Here is a 20,907-nt window from a genome sequence, read left to right on the forward strand (position 1 = left end):
GCCATCAGGACCATCGACGCCCTGTGGCAGGCCATTGGCGATATCTGCAATCTCTTCTCCCCAACAGAATGCAGAAACTACTTCGCTGCCGCAGGATATGGACTCACATGAAAGTCCGCCGCTCTAGGGGCACTTGGCGTAACCGGCATGGCAGCCGCGGCCCTGGCCTCCCTCGTCACGACGTGTTGGTCGGATATCTGGCGCGTGCTGCGGGGAGGGTGAATTTGGGGAGGCGTATGACTGTTCCTCGACAATCCAACCACAGTTCGTGTCGAGCACCGCATCGCGCGGGCTGCGTTCTATCTTGCCGTCATCAAGTTCGGCGCACGAAGGGACCGCGTACCCATCGCAAGGGTGCGGTCCAGCGCCAACTGCGGGACGCGAGAAGCGCGTTGCGTTCTGCGAGGAAAGCGTCCCGATCGCGGACAATCACGTCACATTCGAGGCTGAGCTCGTGGTGAGCACGAACGACCGCCTCATGATCTAAAATCCGCCCTCGAAGCTCCCCACGGAGATGTTCAGCCTCCGCCGTCGCTATCGCCAGAACATCACAGCTCTCGTTGAATATCGTACGTACCAGGTCCATTTGAGCGCGCAGTTCACGGCTTTCGCCGTCGACCGCCATGGAACGCAAAATCTCATACGCGGTCCAGATCAGAGGTGTGATGTCCGGATGGTTTCGCAGCTCTTCGATCGAGGCTCTCTCGTGATGCAGGTCCTCGTTCAGGAACTTTTCAATCTCGATATCGGACTGGCTAGAAGGAGCCGGCCAGATGACCCCGGTTTCGTCGGCCGCATGGTTCAATTGCCGCCGGCAGTCAGTGCGGAAATCTTCGTGACGCAAAAAATGACGTGGCATGTCTCGTGACTGGTGCTCCGCTTCGAGCACGTGCCTCAGCCAAAGCAGAAGTGATTTCGCCATCGGCAAGCCATCTCGCCGCTTCAACGACAGCGCGACCTCAAGAGGGTTGCGGATCGGTAGAAATGCGACCGTATCGACCTCCATCTCGGCCAAGATCGACGATATGAACGAGGCAAATCGGCAAATCCGCGGATCCTTGACAAAAAACAAGGGCTCGTCGCCGAATTCGTTGCCGAGGACTGCTCTGATCTTGTGTCGATGCCGCTCTGCGGCCCGCGATTGCATCCATTGCGGGTCGAGCGCTCGCCAGTCATGCCAAGAGGAGTTTGCCGATGCGAGTAAGTCGTCATTGGCCAGATTGAGGCGGGCGCTCTCCCAGTATCCCGTGGGATTGTGGGAATTGGCGGGCAGCAGATTCTTCGGACCGGTCGCTCCCAGTGCGTTGATCACGCCACCAAGCGCCGAGGTGCCGCTGCGGTGCATGCCCAGGATGAGGATTGCCTTTCTCCGGGGCGGTTTTGGGAGGTCACGCGTCGGGGCCGCCTGTTGCGGGTGTTCCGACAGCGGCAGCCGGGCCGCAAGCCATTCCGAAATTCCTGCCGGAAGCTCCAGCGTTCCGTCCAACACCGGATTTGCACCCGCCGACCCGGCGCTGAACAGTCCGTGATAGTGGACGTGGACCAACCGCGCCGTGTCAGGGGCCGCAAGCGCAGCCAAGTGGTTGAGAGGGAAATTATGCGTGGCTGGCAACGTTCGCACGGGGTGGTTTCCGGCGACTGCAGCCAGCGAAAGGGCGGCTTGGCTCGTGCCCCAAAAAGCGGTGGCCTCTCCGTCCAGAGCCCCGGTCCCGGTGTTGATGATTGGGCCGTCGGGCCACGACTTCATATCGGCAGCCACCAATCGTTCCAAAATGTCTTCGGCACGCTGAAATAGCCCGTGTGATCGTTTTGCTACAAAAAGCCCTCCATTGTAGCTCGCTCGCACTGCCTGACCATGGACAGTTGTTTGCACGACCGGGAGATGCTCATAGTCGACGCTGACAAGTGCGCATGCCTTCCTCCAGTAATCGTCGAATGGGTCACCAGAACCCGTCGTGCACATCCCTTTAACGTCCACCGGGCGTGCGGCGGCCGAATTTGTGCCCAACGAAAAGTCCGGCTCAGCGATGAATATTGTATCGCTATCGATCTGGATAATGATTGGCGGTCCAGGCCGACGTTCGACGTGGGCGAGCGCATGAACACGATAGGACGGGCCGTAGTGCGGACAGCAGCTTTCTATCTCGATCGGTAGATATTCGACATTCAGTCGCTTGAGTTGGTGGAGTGTAGACAAGGATGGGCGACGGCTGCTTCTTGGCGACACGACCGTTATCGGGCACCGCGAATAGGCGCCGGCGAAACACCGTAGGCTTTCGCATAGCAAAAGGGCTTGCGCTTCGAGAATGCCCGCCTCGACAAGCAGCACAAATTCGACGCTGTCTTCAACGATGTCGCCGATGTCGCCGCTCGGGCGCGTTGCTATTCCGATATCCATTCCGTTATCCACCGATCCCACCCAGCCTAGGCCTTCCGATAGCCCGATCACGTCGGCATCCGCAAATAGAAATCGGTACAAGACGACTGCACAATGTGACTGTTTTTGGGGTGATCCGGGTAGCTGGCCGTCAAAGAAACCCAAGTGGCGCATCTGCTGGGTCAATCCCTCCGCAACCAATGCCGCCGCCATTCGTTGACCTATGCTGGTTGATCCCAGCATCCTGAACTTTTGCCCGTCGGGTCCCACCTGGCGGTTTGGTACAGCAGCGGCCGACGGCTGGTGTCAGCGAGGCGATCTAAGTGCGTATCGCCTGCCACCCGGCGACAAACAAAGGCAGATCGCCCGGCTGTGCTTGAACGCGCGATCGATGCAAATCCTCCGACGAATGTGCCTCGATGGGATAGACGGCTGGCAAGAGACCTCTATCGGAGGTCGCCAGTGTGCTTTCTCAAGCGGCTGGGCACTGGGGGTCCGCGACCGTATGCGTTTAACACCATCAGCAAACTGGAAGAACATGGAATCCGCGACAGAAACCTGTGGCAAATCCAGAAGCTGATGGCCGCCGAAATCCAGGCTCGTCAACGCAGTCGACGCTTTCCCAGTCTGGTTTCCACCCCCATCTTCTGTGGCTCAGTGGTAGAGCACTCCCTTGGTAAGGAAGAGGTTGAGAGGTCGGTTGCGTCAATGCCGCCATAGCCGTTGGCCTCTTTGGCAGCGCAGTTGGCGTGAAGCGCTCCTGCTAGTCCCGTTCTCGCTCAGCACAGATCGGGCGTCTCTAGTGGTCTTGCGTAAGAACAAAGAGTTAGACGATCCCATCAAGCACTGAGCCGCTCAACTATCTCCGGCCGGTCGGATCCTGACCCTGGCAATCCGGTTCTTGTCGCGTTTCATGACGACGAAGCGCTTGCCGTGGAACGTAAAAGCCTGCTTCTCCTCGGGGATCGATTGCGCCTCGTGGATGACGAGGCCGGCGATGGTGGTCGCCTCTTCGTCGGGCAAGTTCCAGTCGAGCGCCCGGTTGAGGTCGCGGATCGGCACCGTGCCTTCGACCACGACGGAACCGTCGGCCTCCTGCTTGACGCCCTGGATGTCGACATCATGCTCGTCGGCGATCTCGCCGACGATCTCCTCGATGATGTCCTCCAGCGTCACCAGCCCCTCGACCTCGCCATATTCGTCGACGACGACGGCGAAATGCGCCTTGCGGCGCAAGAAGGCGTTGAGCTGTTCCTGCAAGGTCGTGGTGTCGGGCACGAACCAGGGTTTTGACGCGATCTTCATCACATCGATCTGCGAAAAATCGTTGCCGACCTCGTTCAGCGCCCGCAGCAGATCCTTGGCGTGCAGCACGCCGACGATGTTGTCGAGCGAGCCTTTCCAGAGCGGCATGCGGGTATGCGGGCTCTGCAGGATCTCGCGCACCACCGCTTCCGGCGCGTTGTCGGCATTGACCGAGCGCATGTTGGTGCGGTGGACCATGACGTCGGACACTTCAAGCTCTTCGAGATCGAACAGACCGCCGATGCGGTCGCGGTCCTCGCGCACCATCTGCCCGTCGCGGCGGAAATCGTCGACCGCGCCGCGCAATTCGTCCTGGCTCGAGCGCGGCGGCTCGATGCGCGACAGTTCATAGCCGAACATGGCAAGCAGGCGTATGCGCACGGCAAAGACCAGCAGGACGACGATGGCTAGGACGGCGACGACGATCCAGCCAGTGTCCATCTCAGCCGGCTTTCCGGCTGGCTGGGTGGCTTTCCCTGAGGAACGACAGCACTTCCGAGGCAGGCACGTCCTTGGCGATGAAGGCCTGGCCGATGCCACGCGTCAGAATGAAGGTCAGCGCGCCGCGCGACACCTTCTTGTCCTGCGTGACGAATGAAAGCAGGGCTTCGGCATCTGGCAGTTCGCCCGGGATATCAGCCATCCGCCACGGCAGCCCGACGGCACGCAGATGCGCCTCGACGCGGGCCGCGTCGTCCGGGCTGGCGAGATTGAGCCGCGACGAGAACCGGTGCGCCAGCGCCATGCCGATGGCCACCCCTTCGCCATGGACAAGGCGAGCGCCGTCATACTGCGTGGCGGCTTCCAGCGAATGGCCGAATGTGTGCCCTAGATTGAGCAGAGCGCGGTCACCGGTCTCGAACTCGTCGCGGGCAACGACATCGGCCTTGGCGCGGCAGGCCTCGGCAATGGCCTCGACCCGTTCCGGTCCGCCGGCGAACACCTTTTCCCAGTTCGCTTCCAGCCAGGCGAAGAATTCCGGCCGGTCGATCAGCCCGTATTTGGCAAGCTCGGCATAGCCGGCGCGGAATTCGCGGATCGGCAGCGTGTCGAGCACTTCGGTGTCGGCCAGCACCAGCCTGGGCTGGAGGAAGACCCCGACGAGGTTCTTGCCGCGCGGGCTGTTGATGCCGGTCTTGCCGCCGACCGAGGAATCGACCTGCGCCAGAAGCGAGGTCGGAACCTGCACGAAATTCATGCCACGCCGAACGATGCCGGCTGCAAAACCGGTGAGATCGCCGATGACGCCTCCGCCAAGCGCGATGACGACGTCGCCGCGTTCCAGCCTGGCTGCCAGGACGCCATCGACCACCGCCTCGAGATGGGCAAAACTCTTGGTTTTCTCGCCGGGCGGCATCGTGATGACGGCCGGCTGGATGCCACCCCTCTCGAGCCCGGCCTTCAGCGCCTCGAGATGCGCGGCGGCGACGTTCTCGTCGGTCACGACGGCGGCGCGTGTGCCGGGCAGCCGGCGCGAAATCTCGGCGCCGGCGCGCGACAGCAGGCCCGAGCCGATCAAGATGTCGTAGGCCCGGTCACCCAGACCGACTTCGACGGTGACTGGCTGATCCGCGCTCATGTATCGACCTCGCCCGTCGCGGCTATCGCATCGATGCCGAAATGCCGGCACAGCGCCTCAAGCACCTCGGCCGCGATGACCTCCTTGCGATCGTCGCGGGTCGGCACGGTGATGTCAGAGGTGGCATAGACCGGATAGCGCTCCCCCATCAGCCGCTCCAGCACGGCGCGGGGATCCGCGCTTTTCAAAAGCGGCCGGTTCTGCTTCTTGGAAACGCGGTCCATCAGAAGGTCGATCTCGGCCTTCAGCCACACCGACACGCCGTGCGCGGCGATGGCCTCGCGCGTCTGCGCGTTCATGAAGGCACCGCCGCCGGTCGACAGAACCTGCGGGCCGTTTTCAAGCACGCGCAGGATGACACGCTGTTCCAAAGCCCGGAACTCGGTCTCGCCATAGCGCTCGAACAGTTCCGGAACGGTCATCCGCGACACGCTCTCGATCTCCTGGTCGCTGTCGATGAAGGGCAGCGAAAGCATTGTCGACACCTTGCGGCCGATCGCCGTCTTGCCGGCGCCCATCAGCCCGACAAAGACAATGGACCGGCCGCCCAGCCGGCCAAGCAGCGCGGCATGGGTCTCGCCTGGAGGATTTGCCTGTAACGCGTTCATCAGCTGTTTCTTGGGCCCTCTTTGCCGGCGTATCGACATGAAAAGCCGGTTTGCGTCAAGCGTGCCGAGTGCCTTGGGCTCATATGGACAGGGCGACGCTCGCATCAGAAGTTACTAACAGGGCCCCGCTTCTTCCTTGAATTGGCCGGATTGGCGTCCCATAAGGGCACAGGGTTTGGAAACGCAGAACAAAAGACGGGCGAGAATTGATGCCGACACTGTTTCGCTTTGTCGTGACCCTCGCGATTCTGGCCGGCATTGCCTATGGTACGATGTTCGCGCTGGTGATGTTCGTCGAGCCGAAAAAAGCGGAAATGAGCGTGCGTATTCCGCCGGAGAAGCTCAATCCTAAGAAAAACTGAATCCCAAAAACTGACTCGGAACCGCCTCAAGGAAATGAACAGCGCCGCCCGTATCGAGGCCTTCCTGGAAATGATGAGTGCCGAGCGGGGGGCGGCCGAGAATACGCTTTCCTCCTATCGCCGCGATCTGGAGGATGCTTCCGACGGGATCGATGGCGGACTTGCCCGCGCAGGTGCCGCCGATATCAGGGCCTATCTCGACGACATTGCCGCGCGCGGCTTCGCGCCGACCTCGCAGGCGCGCAAACTGTCGGCGATCCGCCAATTCTTCAAGTTCCTCTATGCCGAAGGTCTGCGCGGCGACGACCCGACCGGCACGCTTGACAGCCCGAAAAAGGGCCGCCCGCTGCCCAAGACGATGAGCGAGGCCGAAACCGGCCGGCTGATCGACCGCGCCGCGCACGAAGCCGGCGATGCCGGGCTCGCCCACGCCGACAGGCTGGCGGCGCTGCGCCTGCATGCGCTGGTTGAAGTGCTCTACGCCACGGGTCTGCGCGTTTCCGAGCTGGTCGGCCTGCCGGTGACGGTGGCGCAACGCGACGACCGTTTCTTCATGGTGCGCGGCAAGGGCGACAAGGAACGCATGGTGCCGCTGTCGGCCAAGGCGCGCGCGGCGATGCGCAGCTGGCTTGGCGCTCGGGCCAAGCTGCCCGCCTTCGCCAACAGCCCGTTCCTGTTTCCGGCGGCATCCGACAGCGGCTATCTCTCGCGCCAGGTCTTTGCCCGTGATCTGAAAGGATTGGCGGCGCGCGCCGGCATTGCCTCGGCCAAGATCTCACCGCACGTGCTGCGCCATGCTTTCGCCAGCCACCTCCTGCAGAACGGCGCCGATCTCAGGGCCGTGCAGCAACTGCTCGGCCATGCCGACATATCGACGACACAGATTTACACCCACGTGCTGGAAGAGCGGCTGGTGCGGCTGGTCAACGATCATCATCCGCTTGCCGACTAGACCTCATATCGCTATGTGAGGACGACATTTCACCGCCCGGAGCCTTGGTTTCAATGGTTCCGCAGTCTTGCCTTCCGACGCATCGGTCCGCCCAAGCATGTACAATTACCTCGATTTCGAAAAGCCGGTGCAGGATCTTGAGCTCAAGATCCTCGAGCTCAAGAAGCTTGCCGAGAACGGCGAGGCGGTCGATGTCGCCGATGAGATCACCAGGCTCGAGAAGCGCTCGCGCGATGCGCTGCGCGAACTCTACAAGGCGCTGACGCCATGGCAGAAGGTGCAGGTGGCGCGCCACTCGGACCGGCCGCACTGCGTCGACTACATCAAGAGCCTGTTCAGCGACTTCACGCCGCTCGCCGGTGACCGCAATTTCGGCGAAGACCAGGCGATCGTCGGCGGTTTTGCCCGTTTTCGCGGCGAACCCATCGCAATCCTCGGCCAGGAAAAGGGTTCGGACACGGCGAGCCGCCTGAAGCACAATTTCGGCTCGGTGCGCCCCGAAGGCTATCGCAAGGCGGTGCGGCTGATGGAGCTTGCCGATCGCTTCAAGATCCCTCTGCTGACGCTGGTCGACACGGCCGGCGCCTATCCCGGCGTCGGCGCCGAGGAGCGCGGCCAGGCCGAAGCCATAGCCCGCTCGACCTCGGCCTGCCTTGGCCTGAAAGTGCCGTCGATCTCGGTGGTCATCGGTGAAGGCGGTTCGGGCGGCGCCATCGCGATCGCCACCGCCAACCGCGTCTACATGCTGGAACACGCCATCTATTCGGTGATTTCGCCTGAAGGCGCCGCCTCCATCCTGTGGCGCGACACAACCCGCTCCAAGGACGCGGCGACCAACATGAAGATCACCGCCCAGGACCTGCTGGAACTGAAGATCATCGACGCCATCATCCCCGAACCGATGGGAGGTGCCCAGCGCGCGCCCGAAACGGTGATTGCCGCGACGGGCGATCTCATCGCCAAGACGATGAAGGAATTTGCCGGCGTCAACACCGATTTCCGCGAACAGCGCCGCGAGAAATATCTGGCGATGGGCCGCAGCCTCTGACGCCCCTTGGGCGGCGGAACACGGCTGGCGGAAGCTCCCTGTCCTTGGCAATGTGGCGGCGATGAGCAATTTCGCCACAAAAATGCCGCCCCATTCAGTTCAATGAAATCACCGGGAGAGATTGGCCGAGCCTTGCGGTAAGGAATTTTCAAGGTTAACGGGCTTACGGTCCGTCGGTGTTCAGCATGCGGGTTTGGCCGTTTCGAAGCCATTGGCCCGAGAAAAAAGACATAGCCTTGCCCATGTTTGCCAAGCTTGCACGTACTGGAGTCCTTGCCGCCTCGATAGCCGTCGCGGGCTGCAATGATTCGTCGATGAAGGACTTTGCCCCGGAAGCCAACAAGCCGCTGCCCGACAAGATCCTTGCCGACATGAGAGCCAAGGGTATGGTCCGCACCTCCTCGGTGATGGCACGCATCTTCAAGGAAGAAGGCAAGCTCGAGATCTGGAAGGCCAAGACCAACGGCCGCTACGACATGGTAGCGAGCTATGACATCTGCAAATGGTCGGGCAAGCTCGGGCCGAAATACACGGAAGGCGACCGCCAGGCGCCGGAAGGTTTTTACACGGTTCGACCGTCGCAGATGAATCCGCGCTCGAACTACCATTTGTCGTTCAACATCGGCTTTCCCAACGCCTATGATCGTGCCAATGGCCGCACCGGGCAGAATCTGATGGTTCATGGCGCCTGCTCGTCATCGGGCTGCTATTCGATGACCGACGCACAGATCGAGCAGATCTACGCCTTCGGTCGTGACGCCTTCCAAGGCGGGCAGACCGAGTTCCAGATCCAGGCTTTTCCGTTCCGCATGACCGCGGCCAATATGGCGCGCTACCGCAGCGACCCGAATTACGAATTCTGGAAGATGCTCAAGGTCGGCTACGACAATTTCGAGGTCACCAAGGTGCCGCCGAAGGTCGACGTCTGCGAGAAACGCTACGTCTTCAACCAGGTGGCCGCCGATGGGCAGACCTTCAATCCGACCGGCCCCTGCCCGGCGACCACGCAGCCGGATTCGCTGAAGAGCGCCTACAACGCCTATCAAAGCACCTATGACGCGGCCTTCAACAGCGCGCTCAAGGCCAGCGTGCCGCCACCCAAGCCGACGATTGCCGGCATCAAGGAAGCCAGCATCGTCTCCGACTGGTCGAAGCGCCGGGCTCGTGGCGAGCGCGTGCCGATCGATCCGCCGTCGCTCAACACCGACGGTTCGGTGACCGAGACGGCGCGCATGGGCCGCATCGATTCGCCCGCCGGCCGCAAGATGGCCGCGCTCGACGCCGAGAAGGCAGCCAAGCAGAAGGCGGAGGAGCAGAGGCTGGCGGCCATCGAGGCCGCCAAGCAAGCCAAGGCACAGGCGTTGGCTGAAAAGGAAGCAGCCAAGGTGCAAGCTGTGGCTGCAAAGGAAGCGGCCAAGGCCGCCAAGGAAGCTCCCGTCGCCACCGCGACCATCGCTGCCCAAACCGAGGCCGCACCTGCGGCCGAGACGCAGGCTGCAAGTGCCGATGAGAGCCGCGTGACGAAGCTGAAGAACAAACTGCTCGGCATGTTCGGCGGCTGAGTTGGCCAATGCATGTCGACCAAAAGTGCGTAGCGGTTTGGGTCAACGATATGCATGACTTAAAACAGGCCGCGGTCTATGACCTGAAGGGGCTGAACTGCCCGTTGCCCGTACTGAAGGCGAAAAAACGCCTGGCCGGTATGCAGCCCGGCAGCAGGCTCTGGCTGGAGACCACCGACCCGCTGGCCGTCATCGATATTCCGGCATTCTGCGCCGACAGCGGTCACCAATTGATCGAGACAGCGGCGATGCCCGATGGCCATCGCTTTCTGGTCGAACGCGGCGAACAGCGCCCGTAAGACTCAACGTCCGGCGATCGCCAGCGGATTGTGTTCCAGCGCCGCGCGGTCGGGCGTGTCGACCGACGGCCGGTTGGTGAAGGCAGCGAACAGCCGGCGCACATAGTCTTCCGGCATGTCGAGCGTAATCAGCACCAGACGCGTGCCGCGCTGGCTGTCCGGCCAGGATGGCAACCGCACCGGCGGATGCAGGATCTTCTGCACGCCATGCACGACCAGCGGCCGCGATGGGTCCTCCTGCAGTTCGATGACGCCCTTCATCCGCAGCAGGTGCTCGCCATGTGTGGAACGCAGGAGATCGAGGAACATCTCGATGGCTGAAAACGGCACCGGCCCGTCATGCACCAGCGAATGGGTTTTTACGCGCTGGTCGTGGCGATGGGCATGATCATGATGGTCATGGTGGCCATCATGGTCGTGATCATGCGCGACCTCTTCGCCGAGCCAGCGCCGCACGTCGGCGGACTTGGTGGCCGGGTTGTAGAGGCCGCAGTCGAACAGCGCCGCCACACCGGCTTTCGTCTCCCCGACATCGAGCAGTCGAGCCCCGGGATTGATCTGCCGCAGGCGCGCCCGCAGCGTTTCGAGATCGCCGGGATCGCCGACCAGATCGGCCTTGGAGAGCACGATGCGGTCGGCGACCGCGACCTGCTTGACCGCCTCGACATGCGCATCGAGTGTCGCATCGCCGTTGACCGCATCGACCAGCGTGATGACGCCATCGAGCCGAAAAGCCTGGACCAGCGCCGGATGGCCCATGATCGACTGCAGCACCGGTGCCGGGTCGGCCAGCCCCGTGGTCTCGACGATGACGCGGGCAAGGCGGGCGATGCGGCCGGTCTGCAGCCGATCGACCAGGTCGGCCAGCGTGTCGACAAGTTCGCCGCGCACCGTGCAACACAGGCAGCCGTCGGAAAGCTGGATGATGCCGTCGGAGGCCTGCTCGACCAGCAGATGATCGATCGCCACCTCGCCATACTCGTTGATGATGACCGCGGTGTCGGCCAGCGCCGGATCCATCAGGAGCCGGTTGAGCAGCGTGGTCTTGCCGGCGCCGAGGAAGCCGGTCAGCACCGAGACGGGGATCGGGAAACCGTTCATCTGATTCTGCCTTTTGATTTGAGTATGATCTCCAGCGAAAACCGGATTTTTTGGATTATGCTCTAATTCGCGACCTTGGCCGACTGGTCGCCTTGCGCGGCGGCACCCGCGATTTTCGGGGCGGTGCCGGTGGGTATGGGCTTGTCAGGCCGCCAGGTCGGGATCGGCACATCGGCATATTCCTGCGCGCCCTCGTCGAGGATCGCTTTCGGCGCCGGACCGGTGGCGCCGCCGAGGCCGACGGCAACCAGTGTCGGCACATGGTCGAGCTTCTCCCGATAGGGTGATTTCGGCGCGTCCTTGGCGGCGGTGGCGGGCGGCGCTTCGGACTGCTCCGCCTTCGTCTTCTTTTTGCAGACCTCGTCATGCATGTCGTTGGGCGAGATCAGATCGCCGTAGGGGGCGAGCGTGGTGACGGTGGTCGACCCGGCGGCAGGCGTGCCAAAGCCCAGATCGAGCAATTTGGCCGCGGTTTCGGCACGGCTGACCGCCGACTTCTCGCCGAGCACAACAGCCACCAGCGTGCGCCCATTGCGGGTCGCCGAACCGATCATGTTGAAGCCGGACGGGCAGACAAAGCCGGTCTTCATGCCGTCGGCGCCGGGATAACGGCCGATCAGGAGATTGTAGTTCGGAATCGCCTTCTTGCCGACCGCGAGCCCCTCGATCGAGAACCACGGCGCATATTGCGGGAACTCGCGGCGGATCGCCATCACCAGGATCGAAAGGTCGCGCGCCGTCGTGTACTGGTCGGGCGAGTAAAGGCCGTTCGGGTTGACGAAATGGGTGCCGTTCATGCCGAGCCGGGCCGCCTCGGCGTTCATCCTTTCGGCGAAAGCGGCCTGCGAGCCGCCGACATTCTCGCCGACCGCCATGGCGATGTCGTTGGCCGATTTGACCAGCATCATCTTCAGCGCATTGTCGAGCCGCATCACCGAGCCCGGCTTGAAACCCATCTTGCTCGGCGGTTCGCCGGCGGAGTGTTTGGTCACCTTGATCGGCGAATCGAGCTGGACTTCCCCCGCCGCGATCGCCCTGAAGGTCACATAGGCGGTCATCAGCTTGCTGAGCGACGCCGGATACCAACGCTTGAACGCATCCTGATGCTGCAGGATCTGGCCGCTCTTCAGGTCGAAGACCACCACTGGATTGGCCAGAGCCGGTCCGGCCAGGACCGACAGCATGATTGCGCCAGCCGGGAATAGTTTGAGGAAATGCCTGTGCCGCATGATCGAATCCGAAATCGCCTCTTGCCCTGATTGCCCCTGGCTCCGTAAGATTTCGTTACGTGACCGCCAGCATAAGGATCCGACCCTCAAAAACCGGACCGCATTATTGCGGTGCTATTTACCCTATGTGACGCCAACATGGCAAAGCGCCTGACAATCACAATTGCAAAGCCCCGGGCATAATTGCAAAGCCTGCGGCACAATTGCAAAGCACCGGCCCATTTGCAAAACCTCAGGCTGAAGCCGGCTGCACCAACAACGAAATGGAACCACCATGCCAATCCTGAACCGCGCCGCCGAAATGCAGGACGAAGTCGCCGGCTGGCGACAGCATCTACACCAGACGCCAGAGCTGAACTTCGATGTCTTCAAGACCGCGGCCTTCGTCACCGAAAAGCTGAAAGAGTTTGGCTGCGATGATGTGGTGACGGGGCTCGGCAAGACGGGCGTCGTCGGCATCATTCGCGGCCGTCAGGGGGAAGGCCCCACGATCGGTTTGCGCGCCGACATGGATGCACTGCCGCTCAAGGAGATCACCGGCAAGCCCTACGCGTCGACCGTTCCGGGCAAGATGCATGCCTGCGGCCATGACGGCCACACCGCCATGTTGCTCGGCGCGGCGAAATATCTCGCCGAGACGCGCAATTTCACCGGCTCCGTTGCGGTGATCTTCCAGCCGGCGGAGGAAGGCGGCGGCGGCGGCAACGAGATGGTCAAGGACGGCATGATGGAGCGCTTCGCTATCGCGAAAGTGTTCGGCATGCACAACATGCCCGGCCTGCCGGTCGGCCAGTTCGCCATCCGTCCAGGCCCGATCATGGCGGCGACGGCCGAATTCACCATCACCGTGAAAGGCAAAGGCGGCCATGCGGCGATGCCGCACGGCACGATCGACCCGATCGTCATTGCCAGCCAGCTGGTCGGTGCCCTGCAGACGATCGCTTCGCGCAGCACCGATCCGGTCGAGGCCGTGGTGGTGTCGGTGACCAAGTTCCACGCGGGCGACGCTTACAACATTATTCCGGAATCGGCCGAGATCGCCGGCACCGTGCGCACGCTGAAGAAGGAAGTGGCCAAGAAATCGGAAGAGCGTATCCGGGCGATCTGCGCGGGGCTGGCTACCGCCTATGGCGCGACGATCGAAGTCGACTACGACGCGAACTACCCGGTGACGTTCAACCACGCGGATGAGACGGTCTTCGCCAGCGATGTGGCCGCCGACGTGGCGGGTGATGCCCAGGTGCACCGTGCGATCCAGCCGGTGATGGGCGGCGAGGATTTCTCCTACATGCTGGAAGCCCGGCCCGGCGCCTTCATCTTCATCGGCAATGGCGAGACCGCCGGTCTTCACAACCCGGCCTATGACTTCAACGACGAAGCCATCCCGCACGGCATGAGCTATTGGGTGAAACTGGCGGAGACGGCGCTAGCCGCTTGAGGCCGGTCAGTAAAAACGCCGGCCGAATTGCGTTCGGCTGGCCCTCTTGGCGAAACGATCCGAAGCGGCTATGTGTCGGGCCGCGTGGTCCCGTAGCTCAGTAGGATAGAGCGGCAGATTCCTAATCTGTAGGTCACAGGTTCGATTCCTGTCGGGATCACCACTCGGGTTCAAGCGGCTGGCATTTCCATTGTCTGAAGCAATCCCTACCGAGGCTTGTCGCTTGGCACCCATTTGAAGTGGTCGCCGTCCTTCTCGATCTGCCCGACACCCGGGAACGGGAAGTGTGGTGCGAAGATCATCTCGTGGTCCTCGGCCAGCGTCGTCAGTGTCTTGGCCCTGTTCTGCTCCGCTTCCGGCTTGTCGCTGTCGAAGACCAAGGCCCAGTCCGGCTTGGCGAGCGAGATGATTGAGCTGTGCACCGTGTCACCAATATCGAACAGCCGTTCTTTTCCGGATTTGATCTGGTAGCCGAGATGGCCAGGTGTATGGCCCTTGAGCGCTACCGACGTGATGTCAGGCGCTATTTGGGCGCCGGCCTTGAATGGTTTCACATGGTCGGCGATGACTTTGACGATATCGGCCGCATCCTTGTTGGACTTGGCAAAGTCCCACTCCACGTCCGACATCCTTATCGTGGCATTGGGAAAAGCCAGCTTGCCGTCCTTGACCAGGCCGCCGATATGATCGGGATGAGAATGGGTGATCAATATCTCGTTGACGTCATCGGGTTTGACACCGGCCTTGGTCAGGCTGTCCTGCAACGCGCCGCCGACACCGGTGTCGATAAGCACGATACTGGTCTTCGATTTGACCAGCAGGGCGTCAACGCTCAGCGTGATGGTATCGGTCGGTGCCCCCGCCGCCCTGAGCAGTTCGCCGACTTCCGCGGGGCTGTGATCGAGGCCGAAGGTCTTGCCATCGTTGGGTTTGACGAACTGGGCGTCGTGCAGGGCGACGATGTCGAGCTTGCCAAGCTTGAATGATTTTGCATCCGGCTGCTGCGCCGGCAGCTGCGCCATTGCCAGGCCTTGATAAAAACCCATCAAGACCGTTATGGCCGTCAGCCTGATCGTGGGATTGAACCTTTTTATATGGGCATCCTCTGGCTGCGGAATGCACGACCGTAGCGGAACACCACTAGTGGAGCGGACAATTCCGGGTCGGGCCGATCACAAATTCGCTAGGGATATAGGCCCTGGGCATGTTCCGGCAATGGGCGACTCGTTGCCGATAGCCGCCCCCTCGTGTGGCTCTATCGACTAGGCCGGACGGCCCCTGTCGTGCTCAAGGGCACTTGCCAGCCCCGAAGGATAGTCCGCGCAGAGTCAGCGCGCTTCGTCTGAGCCACCGGCGACACCGACGCGATGACGGTAGACCATTTCCCATCCCTTCCAACCCGTGAACAGAAGGATGAGAACCACGATCAGCGAGAGGACAAGGCCGGTGGGCATCACCGCCGTCTCGCCATGGGCATAGCGCGAATACCAATTGTAGAGTTCGATCAGGACGACGACCACATTGCCGCCAGCGTGGAGCCACGCGTCACGCAGATTGCGGATTTGAACATCGCCCAAGACATCGGTCAGCCCGGCAAGGGCTGCCAAGGCGGCCATTATCAAACCCGCCCCGAGCAACCAAAGACTACCGGTGACCCATCCCGGATTGCCCGTTCGCCAGAAGATCAGGTCGCAAACGAAGGTGGCGACGAAGAAAGCGATCGGGAACGGGATCAGCATGGGATGGATGGGATGGCCGGCTATACTTGCGGTGCTTTGTGGGTTGCGGGCCATGGTAGTGCCTCCAAAGCCAGTCGCGCGCGACTGCATTGCATCTCTGAAAGACAGCGTGAGGTAAGAACGCCGGCGCCGGCTGAATGTTCCACAACCGGAAGCGGCAGAGACCTCAGGTGCGGAGATGCATGCGGGGAGCAAACCCGTTCGATGGCGGAGCAGGGTGAGCGAAGTGGCGGGGGCGCGTAGCCATGCCGCAATGTGCGCGAAGCTGGCCGTGCTCACCCGCCATGGCGAACCATGGCGGGATTTTTCATGCTTCGGATGCGATCAGGCCGGCTCAGCCGACGCGGACGACAAAATGCTTGGTCACCGGCTCGATGATCTTCCAGGTGCCCTTGAAATCGGCTTCCACCACGAAGGCGTCGCCGGGGCCAACTTCGACCGGCGTGCCGCCGTCGGGCGTGATGATGATGCGGCCGGCGATCATGTGCACGAACTCATAGTCTGTGTAGGTCGCATGATAGGTGCCGGGCGACGCCCGCCAGGTTCCCGATATCACCTTGCCGTCTTCTGTCGTGTGCTGGACGGCGGTCTGCATGGTCGGCTGGCCCTCGACCACGATCCAGCCAGGCAGATCGCCGGCTTCCGCGTGCTCGACCGCGCCGAATTTGAAGATGGTTTTGTTCGTCATGTCGGGCTCCGTTTGCTTCGTGTGTTCGCGGTCGGATAGCCGATGCACATGACGGGAGCAATGCCGTGCAGTGCGAAACAGGCGCGGCCGCGCATCCGGGCATGACCCGCCCGCTGCCCACGCACTTGGAGTGCTACGGCTTGTGCCGTGCCGAGATCAGCTCCGCCCTGCGTTGCGCCGTCTCCAGCCCGAGGCCGATGAAGGCGCGCGCGTGCTTGGCGAGGGCCATATTGTCGGTCCACAGATTGCGCCAGATGGCGGTCTTCTTCGACAGGTTTTCGTCGACGATCTCCGAGGAGAAGGATTCGAAGCTGAGGTCGTCGGCATAGCCGATGGCGGTCAGCGCGTCGAATATCCCGGCGAAGTCGATATTGCCGGTGCCGAGGAAGCCGCGATGGCTCTCGCCGATATGGACATAGCCGATCTTGGCTGCCGCGTGGCGGATGGCGAGACCGACATCGGCCTCCTCGATGTTCATATGGAAAGTGTCGAGATGCAGGAAGATGTTGTCCGACCCGGTGTCCTCGATGAAGGCGAGGCCCTGCGCGGCGGTGTTGAGCAGGTTGCTCTCGAAGCGATTGACGATTTCGAGGTTGAGCGTGACGCCGGCGGCCTTCGCCGTCTCGGCGACCTTTGCCAGCGTTGCCGCGCTGCGGTTCCATTGATCGCGTGTCGGCGCCTCGACCTGCAGCCCATGGCTGGTCGAAAGAATGCCGGCGACCTTGCGGCCGCCAAGATCGCGCGTCAGCGCGATGGTGTCGTTGAGGATCTCGACGCCGCGCGAGGCGACCGCCTTGTCGGCGCTCGAAATATCGCCATCTCCAGGCAATCCAATGCTGATCGCGACGCCGAGATCAAGAGCGGCAATGCGTTTGGCAAGCGCGCCGATATCGACATTGGCGGGGTCGAGATAGGAGAATTCGATCAGGTCGAACCCGGCCTTCTTGGTATTGGCCAGCGTGCGTTCGAGCTCGCCCTGCGCCGAGCTTGCCGACCAGACGAAGGAATGGATTCCGATGCGCGACATGATCGTCTCCGGCATTGAGATGGGATGAGAATGGGTGCGGCCGGGATCGCCCCGGCCGCACCAGCCGTGGGAGGCTTAGCGGGCCGCGGTCCAGCCCTTGTAATCCTTCAGGTTCTCGGCCGTGATCAGCTTCGGGTCAAGTAGCACCGTCGGCTCAGCGGGCTTCTTGCCGGCCAGCAGATCGGCCGCCATGGTCAGCGATTGGCCGGCCATCACATAGGGATCCTGCGAGGCCGAAGCCTTGATCATCGATTTGCCGGACGCCAGTTCCTTCTCGATATCGGGTGCGCCGTCTACCGCCGTGAAGATGAACTCGGAGCGGTTGAGCTGCTTGGCGGCGAGTTCGGCGCCGATCGCCGTCGGATCGTTGATGGCGAATACCGCGTCGATCTTGTCAAAACGAGTGAGCAGCGACTGGAACACTTTCAGGCCGCCGTCACGCGAGCCTTCGGCATTCTGGTCGTCGGACAGGATCTTGATGTCGGGATGCTGGGCAAGCACGTTCTTGCAGCCCTTCACCCGCTCCAGGATCGACGAAGACGCCGGTCCGTTGAGGATGACGTAGTCGCCCTTACCGCCGGTGTGGTCGACCAGGTATTGGCAGGCTTCCTCGCCGGCCTTGACGTTGTTGGTCATCACCGTGACGTCGGCGCCCGGTGCCGAAACGTCGAAGGCGGCGACGATGATGCCGGCGGCCTGCGCCTTCTTCACCGCGGGAGCGATCGCCTTGGCGTCGACCGCGTTGAGCATGATCACGTCGACGCCGGCGGCGATGAAGGAATCGACCTGCGAGACCTGCTTGTTGAGGTCATAGTCGGCCGACACCGACGTCACCTCGACCTTCGGATTGATCTTCCTGGCCGCATCCTCGATGCCCTTGATGGTCGCGACGAAGAAGGGGTTGCCGAGAAGGCCGACCGAGATGCCGACCTTGTTGAGGTCCTTGGCCGATGCCGGCACGATGGCGACGGCCGCGAGGGCGGCGCCGCAGAGCAGTTTGGCGATGGTCTTCATTACGCTTACTTCCTCCTGATGCCCCGCGCCTCTCACGGTGCGTTACACAAGCCGGTCTTTAATGCCGGCGACCAGGTCACTCACGTTCTCGCCCCTGCCTGGAGCCGGTAGCGGTCGAGGGCGACCGCCACGATGATGACCAATCCCTTGATGATGTACTGCCAGATATCAGAGACACCGGCCAAGATGAGCCCGTTGGACAGCACCGCGATGATCAGGCCGCCGATCAGCGTGCCCCAGATCGACCCGACGCCGCCGACGAAGCTGGTGCCGCCGAGGATGACGGCGGCGATGGCGTCGAGTTCATAGCTCTGCCCGAGTTGTAAGCCGTTGGCGGCGTAGAGCCGGGCCGCCGACATCGCGCCGCCGAGACCGGCGAGCAGGCCGGAAACGCCGTAGACGAAGAGCAGCACCAGCGGCACCTTGATACCGGTCAGTCTGGCTGCCTCGGCATTGCCGCCGACGGCGTAGATCCAGGTGCCGAGCACGGTGCGCTTCAGCACCAGCCAGGACAGCACCACCACAGATAGCGCGATGATGACCAGCCAGGGGATGCCGAGCACCGAACCGTTGCCGATGAAGTCGAACGGCAGGTCGGAGTTGAACACCGTCGTGTCCTGCCCGAGCAGGCGGGCAACGCCGCGCACGGCGGTCAGCGAACCCAACGTGACGATGAACGGCGGCAGCCTGATATAGGCGACCAGCAACCCGTTGATGAGCCCGAAACCGAGACCGACCAGGATGGCCGCCGGCACGCCGAGCAGGCCCCAGTCCGGCAGCAGCGACACCAGCACCGCCACCATCGCCGAGGCGGCAAGAATGGAGCCGACCGACAGGTCGATGCCGCCGGTCAGGATGACGAAGGTCATGCCGGCGGCAAGCACGATGTTGATCGACGATTGCTGCGTGACGATGAGCAGGTTGGTGCCGGTCAGAAAGCGCGGATTGATGAACTGGAAGCCGCCGGCCAGCAGCACCAGCACCGGCAGCATGCCAAGCGCCGCAAGCGCGGTGCGCAGCCGCCGGCTTCTGACCGCCGCCTGATCCACGCTCTTCGTCCCGGTCGTCCTGTCTGTCATCGCTGAGACGCTCCCGTCGCAAGTTCCATGATCGCTTCCTGGCGAAGCGGCTCGCCTTCGGATGCCGTCACCTCGCCAGCGATCGCGCCATCGCGCATCACCAGCACGCGGTCGGCGACGCCGATCACCTCGGGCAATTCGCTGGAGATCATCAGGATGGCGATGCCTTTGTTGGCGAGATTGTCGATCAGCCGGTAGATTTCCGACTTGGCGCCGACATCGACGCCGCGGGTCGGCTCGTCGAGGATGACGACCTTCGGCTCGGTCTCCAGCAGGCGCGCGAGCAGCACCTTCTGCTGGTTGCCGCCCGACAGCGAGCCGGCATTGGCCTGTGCCGAGCCGGTGCGGATGGACAGGTCGGCAATGGCCTTTGCCGCTCTGCTGTCGGCGGCGGTGAAATCGCGAAAGCCGCCGGCCCGCGCATCCCTGGCCAGCACGCCCATGCTGATGTTGTCCGAAATCGACATGTCGAGGAACAGGCCGAGTTCCTTGCGGTCCTCGGTGAGGTAGGCGATGCCGGCATCGAGCGCCTCGCGCGGCGAACCGACGGTTACGGGCTTGCCGTCGAGTTCCATCGTGCCGGCGCTGCGCTTGTCGGCGCCGAAGATCAGCCTGGCAAGCTCGGTGCGGCCCGAGCCGACGAGGCCTGCCAGTGCCAGCACCTCACCGCGATGAAGGTCGAACGAACAGTTCTTCAGCAGACGCCCGTCGGACATGCCGCGCACCGAGAGCGCGACGGCGCGTTTCTCGTCCGGCGGGCGATGATCCTTCTTGTAGAAGGCGGAGAGATCGCGGCCGACCATCATCGAGACCAGGCGCGACGCGTTGAGGTCGGCGCGATCGAGCGTACCGACATAGCCGCTGTCGCGCAGCACGCTGACGCGGTCGGCGAGTTGGTAGACCTCTTCCATGCGGTGGCTGATGTAGATGATGGCGATGCCTTGCGCTTTCAGCGTCGCGATCACCTCGAACAGGCGGTCGGTCTCGCGCGAGGTCAGCGATGTGGTCGGCTCGTCCATGACGATGATGCGCGCATTGGTCGACAGCGCCCGGGCGATCTCGACCAGCTGGCGCTCGCCGAGCGACAGGCTGGAAACCAGGGCACGCGCCGAGAAGGAGACACCGAGCCGGCCGACGATCTCGGCGGCGCGCCGGTTGCACTGGTCGCGTTCGACGACGCCGAACCGGCGCGGCTCGTTGCCGAGGAAGATGTTCTGCGCCACCGTCAGGTTCGGCGCCAGCGACAGTTCCTGGTAGATCACCGCGATGCCGGCGGCGCGCGCCTTGATCGGATCGCCGGTCGCGGCGGGCGCGCCATCGATCAGGATCTCGCCGCCGGGATCCGGCCGATAGGCGCCGGACAGCACCTTCATCAGCGTCGACTTGCCGGCGCCGTTCTCACCCATCAGCGCGTGCAGTTCGCCTGCGTGGACGCTGAGCGAGACGTCCTGCAGGGCGCGTATCGCGCCAAAGGTCTTGGAGATGTGGCGCATCTCCAGC

The 20,907-nt window shown here is 62.7% G+C and carries 19 protein-coding genes, 1 tRNA gene and 1 pseudogene; 8 read left to right on the plus strand and 13 right to left on the minus strand.

Annotation, left to right across the window (positions count from 1 at the left end):
- Positions 1-111, plus strand: a pseudogene (locus O7A61_RS22310) (IS630 family transposase); the annotation flags it as partial.
- A 202-nt stretch (positions 112-313) separates the two neighbouring features.
- On the opposite strand, the gene O7A61_RS22315 reads toward O7A61_RS22310, so the two are convergent.
- The 4 genes from O7A61_RS22315 to O7A61_RS22330 form a co-directional block, all read right to left on the minus strand.
- Positions 314-2,590 (minus strand): sulfotransferase family protein, encoded by a 2,277-nt coding sequence (locus O7A61_RS22315; protein WP_337131646.1) that lies wholly within the window; start codon positions 2,588-2,590, stop codon positions 314-316.
- Positions 2,591-3,232: 642 nt separating this feature from the next.
- Entirely contained in the window at positions 3,233-4,123 is an 891-nt protein-coding gene (locus O7A61_RS22320; RefSeq protein ID WP_337131647.1) for an HlyC/CorC family transporter, read from the minus strand.
- Between the two features lies 1 nt (position 4,124).
- Positions 4,125-5,261 (minus strand): 3-dehydroquinate synthase, encoded by a 1,137-nt coding sequence (gene aroB, locus O7A61_RS22325; protein WP_337131648.1) that lies wholly within the window; start codon positions 5,259-5,261, stop codon positions 4,125-4,127.
- Positions 5,258-5,869 (minus strand): shikimate kinase, encoded by a 612-nt coding sequence (locus tag O7A61_RS22330; protein ID WP_337131649.1) that lies wholly within the window; start codon positions 5,867-5,869, stop codon positions 5,258-5,260. The genes aroB and O7A61_RS22330 overlap by 4 nt, the downstream gene beginning before the upstream one ends.
- Positions 5,870-6,078: 209 nt before the next feature.
- Here O7A61_RS22330 and O7A61_RS22335 point away from each other — a divergent pair, with 209 nt between their 5' ends.
- The 5 genes from O7A61_RS22335 (at position 6,079) to O7A61_RS22355 (ending at position 10,092) form a co-directional block, all read left to right on the plus strand.
- Positions 6,079-6,231, plus strand: a complete 153-nt coding sequence (locus tag O7A61_RS22335; protein ID WP_015315495.1) for a hypothetical protein — start codon at positions 6,079-6,081, stop codon at positions 6,229-6,231.
- 34 nt (positions 6,232-6,265) lie between these two features.
- On the plus strand, positions 6,266-7,183 hold the full coding sequence (locus O7A61_RS22340) for a site-specific tyrosine recombinase XerD (protein WP_027143534.1): 918 nt from the start codon (positions 6,266-6,268) through the stop codon (positions 7,181-7,183).
- 97 nt (positions 7,184-7,280) lie between these two features.
- Complete coding sequence (locus O7A61_RS22345; RefSeq protein ID WP_337131650.1) at positions 7,281-8,231, plus strand: acetyl-CoA carboxylase carboxyltransferase subunit alpha; 951 nt, start codon at positions 7,281-7,283, stop codon at positions 8,229-8,231.
- 242 nt (positions 8,232-8,473) lie between these two features.
- A complete protein-coding gene (locus O7A61_RS22350; protein WP_337131651.1) occupies positions 8,474-9,793 on the plus strand; it encodes a murein L,D-transpeptidase family protein in 1,320 nt (439 codons plus the stop codon).
- A 50-nt stretch (positions 9,794-9,843) separates the two neighbouring features.
- Positions 9,844-10,092: a sulfurtransferase TusA family protein gene (locus tag O7A61_RS22355; protein ID WP_027143537.1), complete on the plus strand. Its 249-nt coding sequence runs from the start codon at positions 9,844-9,846 to the stop codon at positions 10,090-10,092.
- 3 nt (positions 10,093-10,095) lie between these two features.
- Here O7A61_RS22355 and O7A61_RS22360 read toward each other — a convergent pair whose 3' ends face one another.
- Together O7A61_RS22360 and O7A61_RS22365 are read right to left on the minus strand one after the other, a co-directional pair.
- Positions 10,096-11,193: a CobW family GTP-binding protein gene (locus O7A61_RS22360; protein WP_337131652.1), complete on the minus strand. Its 1,098-nt coding sequence runs from the start codon at positions 11,191-11,193 to the stop codon at positions 10,096-10,098.
- A gap of 62 nt (positions 11,194-11,255) precedes the next feature.
- Positions 11,256-12,422 (minus strand): D-alanyl-D-alanine carboxypeptidase family protein, encoded by a 1,167-nt coding sequence (locus O7A61_RS22365; protein ID WP_337131653.1) that lies wholly within the window; start codon positions 12,420-12,422, stop codon positions 11,256-11,258.
- A gap of 274 nt (positions 12,423-12,696) precedes the next feature.
- Between O7A61_RS22365 and O7A61_RS22370 the strand changes: the two genes are divergently transcribed.
- Positions 12,697-13,860, plus strand: coding sequence for a M20 aminoacylase family protein (locus tag O7A61_RS22370; protein ID WP_140503370.1), 1,164 nt, complete (start codon positions 12,697-12,699; stop codon positions 13,858-13,860).
- Positions 13,861-13,946: 86 nt separating this feature from the next.
- Positions 13,947-14,023, plus strand: a tRNA-Arg gene (locus O7A61_RS22375).
- Between the two features lie 43 nt (positions 14,024-14,066).
- Here the strand turns inward: O7A61_RS22375 and O7A61_RS22380 are convergent.
- From O7A61_RS22380 to O7A61_RS22410, 7 genes are all read right to left on the minus strand, one after another.
- Positions 14,067-14,906, minus strand: coding sequence for an MBL fold metallo-hydrolase (locus O7A61_RS22380; protein WP_337131654.1), 840 nt, complete (start codon positions 14,904-14,906; stop codon positions 14,067-14,069).
- 282 nt (positions 14,907-15,188) lie between these two features.
- Complete coding sequence (locus O7A61_RS22385; protein WP_337131655.1) at positions 15,189-15,653, minus strand: DUF2231 domain-containing protein; 465 nt, start codon at positions 15,651-15,653, stop codon at positions 15,189-15,191.
- 280 nt (positions 15,654-15,933) lie between these two features.
- A complete protein-coding gene (locus O7A61_RS22390; protein WP_027143543.1) occupies positions 15,934-16,287 on the minus strand; it encodes a cupin domain-containing protein in 354 nt (117 codons plus the stop codon).
- Positions 16,288-16,420: 133 nt separating this feature from the next.
- Positions 16,421-17,314, minus strand: a complete 894-nt coding sequence (locus O7A61_RS22395; protein ID WP_337131657.1) for a sugar phosphate isomerase/epimerase family protein — start codon at positions 17,312-17,314, stop codon at positions 16,421-16,423.
- A 75-nt stretch (positions 17,315-17,389) separates the two neighbouring features.
- Entirely contained in the window at positions 17,390-18,328 is a 939-nt protein-coding gene (locus tag O7A61_RS22400) for an ABC transporter substrate-binding protein (RefSeq protein WP_337131658.1), read from the minus strand.
- Positions 18,329-18,408: 80 nt separating this feature from the next.
- Complete coding sequence (locus O7A61_RS22405) at positions 18,409-19,407, minus strand: ABC transporter permease subunit (protein WP_337131659.1); 999 nt, start codon at positions 19,405-19,407, stop codon at positions 18,409-18,411.
- Positions 19,404-20,906 carry a sugar ABC transporter ATP-binding protein gene (locus O7A61_RS22410; protein ID WP_337131660.1) on the minus strand — a complete coding sequence of 501 codons (1,503 nt, stop codon included), beginning with the start codon at positions 20,904-20,906 and terminating at the stop codon, positions 19,404-19,406. Before O7A61_RS22410 ends, O7A61_RS22405 begins: the two co-directional genes overlap by 4 nt.
- Position 20,907 lies beyond the last annotated feature (1 nt).

The sequence above is a fragment of the Mesorhizobium sp. Cs1321R2N1 genome, from assembly GCF_037179725.1.
GTDB classification, from domain to species: Bacteria; Pseudomonadota; Alphaproteobacteria; order Rhizobiales; family Rhizobiaceae; genus Mesorhizobium; species Mesorhizobium salmacidum.

Excerpts from the sequence above, each read along its gene's own strand:
- O7A61_RS22315 (WP_337131646.1), bottom strand. The coding sequence starts at position 2,590 with ATGGCGGCGGCATTGGTTGCGGAGGGATTGACCCAGCAGATGCGCCAC.
- O7A61_RS22320 (WP_337131647.1), bottom strand. The coding sequence starts at position 4,123 with ATGGACACTGGCTGGATCGTCGTCGCCGTCCTAGCCATCGTCGTCCTG.
- aroB (WP_337131648.1), bottom strand. The coding sequence starts at position 5,261 with ATGAGCGCGGATCAGCCAGTCACCGTCGAAGTCGGTCTGGGTGACCGG.
- O7A61_RS22330 (WP_337131649.1), bottom strand. The coding sequence starts at position 5,869 with ATGAACGCGTTACAGGCAAATCCTCCAGGCGAGACCCATGCCGCGCTG.
- O7A61_RS22335 (WP_015315495.1), top strand. The coding sequence starts at position 6,079 with ATGCCGACACTGTTTCGCTTTGTCGTGACCCTCGCGATTCTGGCCGGC.
- O7A61_RS22340 (WP_027143534.1), top strand. The coding sequence starts at position 6,266 with ATGAACAGCGCCGCCCGTATCGAGGCCTTCCTGGAAATGATGAGTGCC.
- O7A61_RS22345 (WP_337131650.1), top strand. The coding sequence starts at position 7,281 with ATGTACAATTACCTCGATTTCGAAAAGCCGGTGCAGGATCTTGAGCTC.
- O7A61_RS22350 (WP_337131651.1), top strand. The coding sequence starts at position 8,474 with ATGTTTGCCAAGCTTGCACGTACTGGAGTCCTTGCCGCCTCGATAGCC.
- O7A61_RS22355 (WP_027143537.1), top strand. The coding sequence starts at position 9,844 with ATGCATGACTTAAAACAGGCCGCGGTCTATGACCTGAAGGGGCTGAAC.
- O7A61_RS22360 (WP_337131652.1), bottom strand. The coding sequence starts at position 11,193 with ATGAACGGTTTCCCGATCCCCGTCTCGGTGCTGACCGGCTTCCTCGGC.
- O7A61_RS22365 (WP_337131653.1), bottom strand. The coding sequence starts at position 12,422 with ATGCGGCACAGGCATTTCCTCAAACTATTCCCGGCTGGCGCAATCATG.
- O7A61_RS22370 (WP_140503370.1), top strand. The coding sequence starts at position 12,697 with ATGCCAATCCTGAACCGCGCCGCCGAAATGCAGGACGAAGTCGCCGGC.
- O7A61_RS22380 (WP_337131654.1), bottom strand. The coding sequence starts at position 14,906 with ATGGGTTTTTATCAAGGCCTGGCAATGGCGCAGCTGCCGGCGCAGCAG.
- O7A61_RS22385 (WP_337131655.1), bottom strand. The coding sequence starts at position 15,653 with ATGGCCCGCAACCCACAAAGCACCGCAAGTATAGCCGGCCATCCCATC.
- O7A61_RS22390 (WP_027143543.1), bottom strand. The coding sequence starts at position 16,287 with ATGACGAACAAAACCATCTTCAAATTCGGCGCGGTCGAGCACGCGGAA.
- O7A61_RS22395 (WP_337131657.1), bottom strand. The coding sequence starts at position 17,314 with ATGTCGCGCATCGGAATCCATTCCTTCGTCTGGTCGGCAAGCTCGGCG.
- O7A61_RS22400 (WP_337131658.1), bottom strand. The coding sequence starts at position 18,328 with ATGAAGACCATCGCCAAACTGCTCTGCGGCGCCGCCCTCGCGGCCGTC.
- O7A61_RS22405 (WP_337131659.1), bottom strand. The coding sequence starts at position 19,407 with ATGACAGACAGGACGACCGGGACGAAGAGCGTGGATCAGGCGGCGGTC.